Source organism: Sulfuricurvum sp., from assembly GCF_036279695.1.
Lineage (GTDB): Bacteria > Campylobacterota > Campylobacteria > Campylobacterales > Sulfurimonadaceae > Sulfuricurvum.
Window position 1 is genome coordinate 1 of record NZ_DASUIQ010000035.1, and the last position, 8,623, is coordinate 8,623.

Annotated in this window: 7 protein-coding genes; 1 reads left to right on the forward strand and 6 read right to left on the reverse strand. The window is 44.4% G+C overall.

What is annotated here, in order from left to right:
- From VFW36_RS03640 to VFW36_RS03660, 5 genes are all read right to left on the reverse strand, one after another.
- Nucleotides 1-2,976, reverse strand: a 2,976-nt coding sequence (locus VFW36_RS03640) for an efflux RND transporter permease subunit (protein WP_329657451.1), incomplete at its 3' end; no start/stop codon positions are given.
- A complete protein-coding gene (locus VFW36_RS03645; protein ID WP_329657452.1) occupies nt 2,973-4,097 on the reverse strand; it encodes an efflux RND transporter periplasmic adaptor subunit in 1,125 nt (374 codons plus the stop codon). The genes VFW36_RS03645 and VFW36_RS03640, both read right to left, overlap by 4 nt.
- Nucleotides 4,090-5,562, reverse strand: a complete 1,473-nt coding sequence (locus VFW36_RS03650; protein ID WP_329657453.1) for an efflux transporter outer membrane subunit — start codon at nt 5,560-5,562, stop codon at nt 4,090-4,092. The genes VFW36_RS03645 and VFW36_RS03650 overlap by 8 nt, the downstream gene beginning before the upstream one ends.
- Nucleotides 5,563-5,571: 9 nt before the next feature.
- Complete coding sequence (gene fabF / locus VFW36_RS03655; protein ID WP_329657457.1) at nt 5,572-6,786, reverse strand: beta-ketoacyl-ACP synthase II; 1,215 nt, start codon at nt 6,784-6,786, stop codon at nt 5,572-5,574.
- 34 nt (nt 6,787-6,820) lie between these two features.
- The gene (locus tag VFW36_RS03660; protein ID WP_329657454.1) at nt 6,821-7,570 is read right to left on the reverse strand and encodes an SDR family oxidoreductase; all 750 of its coding nucleotides are present in this window, start codon (nt 7,568-7,570) and stop codon (nt 6,821-6,823) included.
- Between the two features lie 98 nt (nt 7,571-7,668).
- Here VFW36_RS03660 and VFW36_RS03665 point away from each other — a divergent pair, with 98 nt between their 5' ends.
- Complete coding sequence (locus VFW36_RS03665; RefSeq protein ID WP_329657455.1) at nt 7,669-8,118, forward strand: helix-turn-helix domain-containing protein; 450 nt, start codon at nt 7,669-7,671, stop codon at nt 8,116-8,118.
- Nucleotides 8,119-8,197: 79 nt separating this feature from the next.
- Here VFW36_RS03665 and VFW36_RS03670 read toward each other — a convergent pair.
- The coding region (locus VFW36_RS03670) for an ABC transporter permease (RefSeq protein ID WP_329657456.1) at nt 8,198-8,623 on the reverse strand (426 nt) is incomplete at its 5' end.

An 8,623-nucleotide genomic window follows, 5' to 3' on the forward strand; every position in this document is an offset into this window, starting at 1 on the left:
TCCCATGATCGAAATCGCCATCGGCCCCCAAAATACACTATGTATAAGTGGAATCATCGCTAATATTGCTGCCGCAGCCGTAAGAACTACAGGGCGCGAACGACGTACCGTCGCTTCGATGATGGCATTCCATGCAGGAACCCCCCGTTCAATATCCTGTTCGATTTGATCTACGAGAATCAGCGAATTTCGCATGATCATACCGCCTAATGCAATAACTCCGAGCAGCGCAACAAATCCAAACGGTGCATTGAAAATCAACAATGCCGGGACTACGCCGATAAGTCCCAACGGTGCAGTCGAAAATACCATGAACAACAGAGAAAAATTCTGCAATTGCACCATCAGAATCAATAGCATCACGGCAAACATGATAGGGAAAACGGCAAAAAGCGCTTGATTGGCTTTATCGCTCTCCTCGATAGCACCGCCCGCTTCGATACGATAACCGACAGGCAGAGAGTCGATCACCGGCTGCAATGAGGGCATAATTTTTGATGTCGCATAAGGACCTTGGATACCTTCGGCAAGGTCACTGCGTACGGTTAATGCCATATCACGGTTACGTCTCCATAGTACTGGATCTTCAAATGTCGATTCAATCTTCGCCACCTGTGAAAGTGGAATAGCGATCCCCGTTTTAGTAAACAACTGTATGTCGCCTAATTTCTCGATGGATAAACGCTCCGTCGGTACAGCACGTACTACTACATCAACAAGTTCTTCACCTCTACGAATTTGTGTTACTGGGGCACCGTTGGTCACCGCTTGAACGATATTTTGCACGTCTGCCGTATTCAGACCTACCAAACGGGCTTTGTCTTGATCTACATGTACAGCGATAGAGCGCACCTGCTCATTCCAATCGAGTTGCGTATCCCGAACAAGCGGACTGCTACGAACAATATCACGAACCTGATACGCGATTTCTCGTACTTTTTGCTCATCCGGACCGATGATTCTAAACTGTACCGGAAACCCTACCGGAGGACCGAATTCCAGTCTCAGAACACGTCCTCTCACATCCGGAAAGGCTTCGTTTTTTGCGAACAGTTCCATCAGTCTGCTACGAACATGTTCGCGCGCTTCAAGATTAGGTGTCACCAATACAAACTGAGCGTATGCAGGGTTTGGAAGTTCGGGCAATAAAGAAAGGAAGAATCGAGGAGTTCCTGCCCCTGTGTAAGCAGTGAAACTCATAATTTCAGAATCGCTTTTAAGTTGTTGTTCCATTAGGTGAACTTGCTTTTGAGTCGCTTCGAAAGAGGCTCCTTCTCTTAGGCGAAGTTCAACTAATAATTCACTACGAGACGCCGTCGGGAAAAACTGCTGTTGGACAAACATCATCCCTGCTCCGGCGAGGCCGAAAAGTGCAACGGTAGCTCCAAGAACCCACCAACGTCGCGCTATACTCCAGTTAATGAGTTTACGAAATCGATGATACATCGGTTTGTCATAAGGGTCATGCACCTCCTCTGATGAAGGAGTCTCATAGTGCGGTAGCATCTTCATTCCAAGATAAGGGGTGAAGATTACAGCCACAACCCAAGAAGCAAGAAGTGCAACACCGACTACCCAAAAGATTCCTCCCGCATACTCTCCGGCAATCGATTTAGCAAAACCTACCGGCATAAAACCGGCCGCTGTAACCAACGTTCCGGTAAGCATCGGAAAAGCCGTTGAGCTGTAAGCAAACGTAGCCGCACTCAAACGATCCCATCCCTCTTCGAGTTTTACCGTCATCATTTCTACCGCGATGATAGCATCATCCACCAAGAGACCCAAGGCAATGATCAATGCACCTAGTGAAATACGATCTAAACTCCATCCGGCGGTATACATAATAATAGATACTATCCCCAACACAAGAGGAATTGATGCAGCCACAACGATACCTGTACGCCACCCGAGTGAGACAAAAGAGACAATCAAAACGATAACCAAAGCTTCAAGGAATGATTTTTCAAACTCCCATACCGATTCCTCTACGATTTTAGGCTGATCCGCATATTTCTCAACTTCGACGCCTATCGGCAATTCACTTTTAATGAATGCCATTTGTGCATCTAAATCTGTCCCTAGTTTCAGAATGTCACCGTTTGGTTTCATGACCACACCGATGGCTACAACTTGCTCACCGTTATGCCGTATGGTAAAGCTTTGCGGATCTTCATAACCGATACGTACATTAGCAATATCTGAGAGTTTAAGCAGTTTTCCGCCAACCTGTATGCTGACGTTTTCTACATCTTTTGCATTCTGTAATGTTCCATCAATTCGGATATGTACTCGATCACTTGCCGTATCGATTGATCCTGATGGTGTCACCATATTTTGGGCAGACAATGCGTCCATTACAACATTGGGAGAGATACCCATCGCCGCAAGACGGCGAGTAGAAAGCTCTACAAAAATACGTTCGGGCTGTTTGCCGAGAGTATCGACTTTTTTTACACCCGCTACACTTTGCAACTGACGTTTAACCGCTTCGGCCGTGTCACTGAGCTCCGCCATCGTTAGGTCCGACGCTTTTACTGCGTACAAAGCACTGTAGACATCATTGTACTCATCATTGAAAAAAGGACCCCGCACTCCAGAGGGGAATTCTCGGCTAATATCCGAAATCTTCTTACGTGCCTGATACCAAGATTCGTCTAAATTCTTTTTACTGGTTCCCCCTTTGATACGTACATTTATTGCTCCGTAGCCTTGGCGTGAGTAAGAATTTACATAGTCAAGATATTCAAGTTCTTGAAGCTTGCGCTCAATGCGATTTAGGACTTGATTTTGCACTTCTTTAGCCGTTGCACCGGGCCATGCAACCACGATGCTCATCGTCGGAACATTGAAATTCGGATCTTCCGATCTTCCAAGTTTGGTGAACGACACAATACCGGCAATCAATACGCCGATAATCAAAAAAAGGACCATTGGACGATGTGTCACGGCCCATTCGGAGAGGTTAAAATCCTTCATAAGGTACCTCTGCGTTCAAGATTTTCATTATTACGCTCGATAGGACGAACTTTCATAGATTCGTCAAGCTTTTGCGCCCCTACCGTAACAATACGAACTCCCTCATTTAAACCGCTTACACGAACACTGTCCGTACCATAGTTTAAAACATTCACTTTTGCAAACGAAAGGGTGTTTCCTGTACTATTTACGATCCAAACTCCGGGTGTATTATTCGTTTTAATAAGCGCACTCAGAGGTACTGTCATACCCGCTGCTGAAGGAAGAGACAACTGAAGCTGTGCCGTACTTCCCAAAGGGATTCGATCCATAGTCGCCCGTGATTCCGGCATCGGCGCATAACGTGCACGGTATGTTCTTCCTTGGACGGAAGCGATAGGTGATAACTCGCGTAAATGTAGGGTTAGCGAGTTCTTAGGATCGTTCCATGATTGCCCTTTTGCTTGGTATTGTTTTGCTTTACTCACCATATCTTCAGGCAGGTCTACCACTACTTCGCGTTCGCCGTCTTTCGCAAGAGATAAAACGGATTGTCCCTCTGAAACAACTTGGCCGACTTCCATACGCATTGCCGTAACGACACCGTCGTATGGCGCAACAAGTGTTGCATAAGAATATCTGTTTTTTGCAAGTTCAAGCTGTTGGCGTGCTTGTTCTACACGTGTTTTAGAAGCATCAGCACGAGATTTTTGACGTTCCAGATCAGCAGTTCCCATCGCCCCCTCACCTGCCAATCGCCCGAATCTCCCCTCATCCGAACCCGCCTGAGTTGCATCGATGATTGCCGCTTTGTATTGGGCATTGGATATCCCCGTTGCGAGGTTGTAGTCTGCACCATCCAATTCGGCCAAAGGTTGACCGCGAGTAACTCTGTCACCGATATTCACCAACCGTTTAACCACTTTGCCTCCGGTACGAAAGCTTAGATCACTCTCAAAACGTGCGCCTATCGTTGCCGTAAGCCATCGCTCTTCCAGAGCGTTTGATTTATTGATTGTCGAGACATATACAGGAGTAGGCACTACTTCGTGTTCCACCGTCTGCTTACTGCATCCACCGAGAGTTATAGCCCCAACAATAACTATATTGATAGGAATGATATATTTAGTCATTTTATTCATTTGAAGATACCTTTATTGGGTTTGAAGAGTTTGAATCTGATACCGTTTTTGCTTTATTTTCAGATGACCAGCCTCCGCCTAAAGCTTTATAAAGCTGTACATCCGACAATAACCGTTGTAATTCATGGTCGCTAAGAGCTAATTTACTTCCTAAAACTACTCGCTGTATGTCGAGCAACGTTAACTTATCAATTTGCCCTTCACGATAAAGGGATTGCGTGGCTTTAAGAGCGTGAGATTCTCTATTCAGGGCGGCTTTGACCTTTTCACCGCGCTTGATCTCCTCAGATTGCACAATTAGGCTGTCTTCAACCTCTTTTACCGCTGTTAAAACCGATTTCTGCCAAGCGATTAGCGCTTCATTTTCTTGAGCATTTTGTGCGTCAATCCCTGCTTGAATCCGCCCTGCATTGAAAATAGGCATGACAAAGGCCGCAGCAACATTTGAAAACGATACTGGTGCCAAATCAAGCCCGTTGATACGGAAGTCTTGGCGACCAACAAGTGCGTTGACAAAAAGCTTCGGCCATGTTTGTGACTGCGCCTCTTTCGAACGTAACGATTCGGCACTGTAGTGTGATTCGGCAGCCATCAAATCCGGACGTCTTCGTAATAAATCACTCGGTTGAGAGACTCCTATGATTTGCGATTTCGGCCAACTGTAATCAGGTGTATCCTGCACTGCACAGCTTGATGGATTTTCCCCTACCAAAACGGCAATCTGACTTTGCAAGGTTGCAACCCATACCCGTAGTTGCGGTATCTGAGCATCCAGTGTATCGGCTCCAGCCTCTGCTATATCCAGATCGAACTGACTGGATTGACCTTGCGCATAACGTCTAGAAACCACATACGCACTTTCATGCTGTGTTGCAGCCAATGCCTCTACCAGTTTTAATCGCTCCTGTGCCGCGCGCAACGTAAAATAATTCCGCGCGATTTCACTGCTTATCACCAACTGGGCACCCACGACACCATACTCGGCAGCCATTGCATCGGATTCTGCCGCACTTTTTGCCGCACGCAGCCCTCCGCCGATATCAATTTCCCAATCTAGCCCCAATCCTATATTATAAGCTCGGATATCAGGTAGCCCTTGCTTCACCGCTTGCGGAAATCCGCTACGTGATTTCGAAGCTGATGCTTGGAGGTTAATCGTAGGCAAAAGACGTGAAGCCTGCACATCTCGCATAGCATCCGCCGCAGTGATACGTGTCATTGCAGTGCGTATGTCATGATTGTTATTTAGCCCTTTTTCGATGAGATCCGTTAAAATTGGATCATTGAAATTCTTCCACCACTCTATCTCATCAGAGGCTATCTTTTCGGCTTCCGCATAATGATACGTTATTGAAAGAGGCGTTTCCAGTTTCGCTATACTCGCCTCCGGCGTCGCACAACCGGATAACAACAGTGCAGACAAAATAGATATTTCTATTATATGATTGCGCATAATATATTTCATTTCATTCCTCTATTTTCCAAAAATGACGGCACCATTTGTGCCACCGAAACCATAATTAGTGCTCATTACTGTGCGCAACTGTGCAGCTCTTGCCTTGTTCGGAATATAATCAAGTTGCATGTCATCACTTGATTCTTCGAAGTTGATCGTGGGAGGCATCATATTCGCATTTAATGCCATAACCGAGACAACCGCTTCGATTGCTCCGGCGGCACCCAATGTATGTCCTGTTGAGCCCTTGATTGAACTTAACGGAGGAACTTGCTCAAATATTCCTTCAAACATTTTGCTTTCATATAGGTCGTTGTAATAGGTACTGGTTCCATGAGCATTGATATAATCTATCATTGGATTGCCTGCCATATCGAGCGCTGCTTTAATCGCTCTCGATGCCCCTTCATGATTTACCAAAGGAGTTGTAATGTGATGGGCATCGGCACTTTCCCCAAAGCCTAATAGTTTCGCATATATTTTTGCTCCTCGTTTTTGAGCGGATTCAAGACTCTCTAAAATAAGCGCTCCTGCACCTTCTCCGAGAATAAAACCATCCCTATCTTTATCAAAAGGACGTGATGCATGAGCGGGATCATCATTGCGAGTCGATAATGCATTCATGTTTGCAAATCCGCGTACGCCGATAGGGCAAATACATGCTTCAGCTCCAACGGCAACCATCGCATCCGCACCTCCGAGCATAATTGTTTTGGCCGCTTCCGTAATGGCGTGTAATCCGGCGGTACAAGCCGTGGTGCTAGAAAGATTCGGTCCCCTTAGATCGTGATAAATAGAGACAAATCCACTAAGCATGTTGGTGATAGTCGATGGGACAAAAAATGGAGAAACCCCTTTGGCACCTTTTTGAAAACTACTGATAACATTTTTTTCGATATTCGGGAGTCCGCCAATACCTGTCGCGCCACAAACACCAAATCGATTCCGATCAATATCATCATCCCCAATATTCGCACGCTTCATTGCTTCTGCAACCGCACAAAGACCGAGGTGAATAAAGCGATCCGCTTTTTTTTGCTCTTTTTTATCCATAACATCATCGGGATTGAAATTTTTTACCTCACAGGCTATTTGAACTTTTTCATCGCTCGCATCAAAATGAGAAATAATATCTACTCCCGTTTTACCTGCCAAAAGTGCATTGAAAGCTTCTTCTGCATTGTTACCAACACCATTGATCATGCCATAACCGGTAACTACAACTTCGTGTATTTTCATAATACTTCTCCATTCAGTGTATTTGTTATTACGCAGACTTGTTGATCATATTTAGAGCAAATCGCGGCGAAAGGCGACTGATCATTTTAAGCGCAGCGCTTTGTCCCGGTTTTATTTCCGATATGCCGCACTCAATTTTTTTGATCGCAATTTTGACGAGCTTCGATACGGGCATGACATTTATATTATTTTGTTTACTACTCTCATAAGCATCGATCAACGGGGTTTGCGTAAATTGCGGAGCCACTTCAAAAACTTTCACGTCCGTATTTTTGAGTTGAAGTCGCAGCGAATCGGTAAACGAGTGCAATGCGGCTTTGGTTGCGCAGTACACAGGAGAGTTCGCCAAAGGGACAAAAGCTAGCGCGGAGGTAACATTGACGATTGCAGCTCTCTTTTGTTTTTTCAAAAGCGGCAAGAACTGCGTACTCATACGGATCGTTCCGATAAGATTGGTATCGATCTCTTGCGTGAGGTTGATTAAATCACTCTCTTCTTGCAAATCGATCTTTTTCATAACACCCGCATTGTTGATCAGCACATTCAACTCCGGAAACATTCTTGAAACCTGTGTGTACAATGCTGTAATCTCTTGCGAATTAGCAATATCGCATCGAAATGTATGCACATTTTTTAGTTCTTTCTTTGCAAGATCAAGTTTTTCCTGATCGCGACCAGTAATGATAACTGTGTTTTCTTCGCATAATTGACGTGCGAATTCATAGCCAATACCGCTTGTACCGCCCGTAATAAGGATAGTGTTATTCTTCATTCGCATCTTTATTTCCTTCAGTAAGTTTTGTGCAAATTTACTTGCATAATGAAAGTATATTATTTTTGCTATAATTATGCAAGTAAAATAATGAAGGATTTAAAATGAAACGAAAAAGCTATGATGAAATGCCCTGTCCTGTTGCTCAATGTTTAGAGCATATAGGTGAATGGTGGAGTATGTTGATTATTCGAGATGCTTTTTTTGGGATGAAACGCTTTGACGAATACCAAAAAAGTTTAGGGATTGCCCCTAATATGTTGACGAGACGATTAAATGATCTAACTGAATCAGGAATTCTAGAGAAACAAAAATATGGAGAAAGTAATAAACGCTATGAATACATTTTAACGCAGCGTGGGATGGATTTGGCTCCGATACTTATTATGATGTTAAACTGGGGAAATCAACATTATCCTCCAAAAGGAGTCAAAGTCAATTTGGTCAATATCCATACCAATGAGATTGCGGAGCCTATTGTAATCGACAAAAAGACAGGAGAAGAAATAACACTTAGTAACTACCAAGTTAAAGTTTTCGAGGATAATACCTAATCAAAAAAAATTTGCTTTTGACAGCTAACTATTGGATCACAGTATACTTTTTTGATACTTATCCGCTCAAGAAGTACCTCTAACGTTTTACAAAAGGATTTAGTTTCAATAGTACTGCATCAGCAACCTGATTTCCGATCAGCGTCAAAAATGCACTCATCATTAAAATCCCCATAATCACCGGATAATCCCGACTCATTGCAGAGAGATAAAACAGCTGTCCCATCCCCTCGATCCCAAAAATCGATTCGAGTATCACCGATCCTCCAATCAGCCCAGGCAACGATAGTCCAAGCATCGTTACAATCGGAGGGAGCAGATTGGGTAGGATGTAATGACGCACGATTGAGCCCTCTTCTATCCCGCGTGATCGGGCGAAATAGATATAGTCGCTTTTGAGAATTTCCATCGTAAGCGAGCGTATATAGAGGCTCAAGCTCCCAATCCCCACAAACACCATCACCGCTATCGGCAACGTTAAATGCCATGCCATATCAAGATAATA

Bases quoted from the DNA above. Each gene is read 5' to 3' on its own strand.
- VFW36_RS03645 (WP_329657452.1), bottom strand. From the start codon at position 4,097: ATGAATAAAATGACTAAATATATCATTCCTATCAATATAGTTATTGTT.
- VFW36_RS03650 (WP_329657453.1), bottom strand. From the start codon at position 5,562: ATGAAATATATTATGCGCAATCATATAATAGAAATATCTATTTTGTCT.
- VFW36_RS03660 (WP_329657454.1), bottom strand. From the start codon at position 7,570: ATGCGAATGAAGAATAACACTATCCTTATTACGGGCGGTACAAGCGGT.
- VFW36_RS03665 (WP_329657455.1), top strand. From the start codon at position 7,669: ATGAAACGAAAAAGCTATGATGAAATGCCCTGTCCTGTTGCTCAATGT.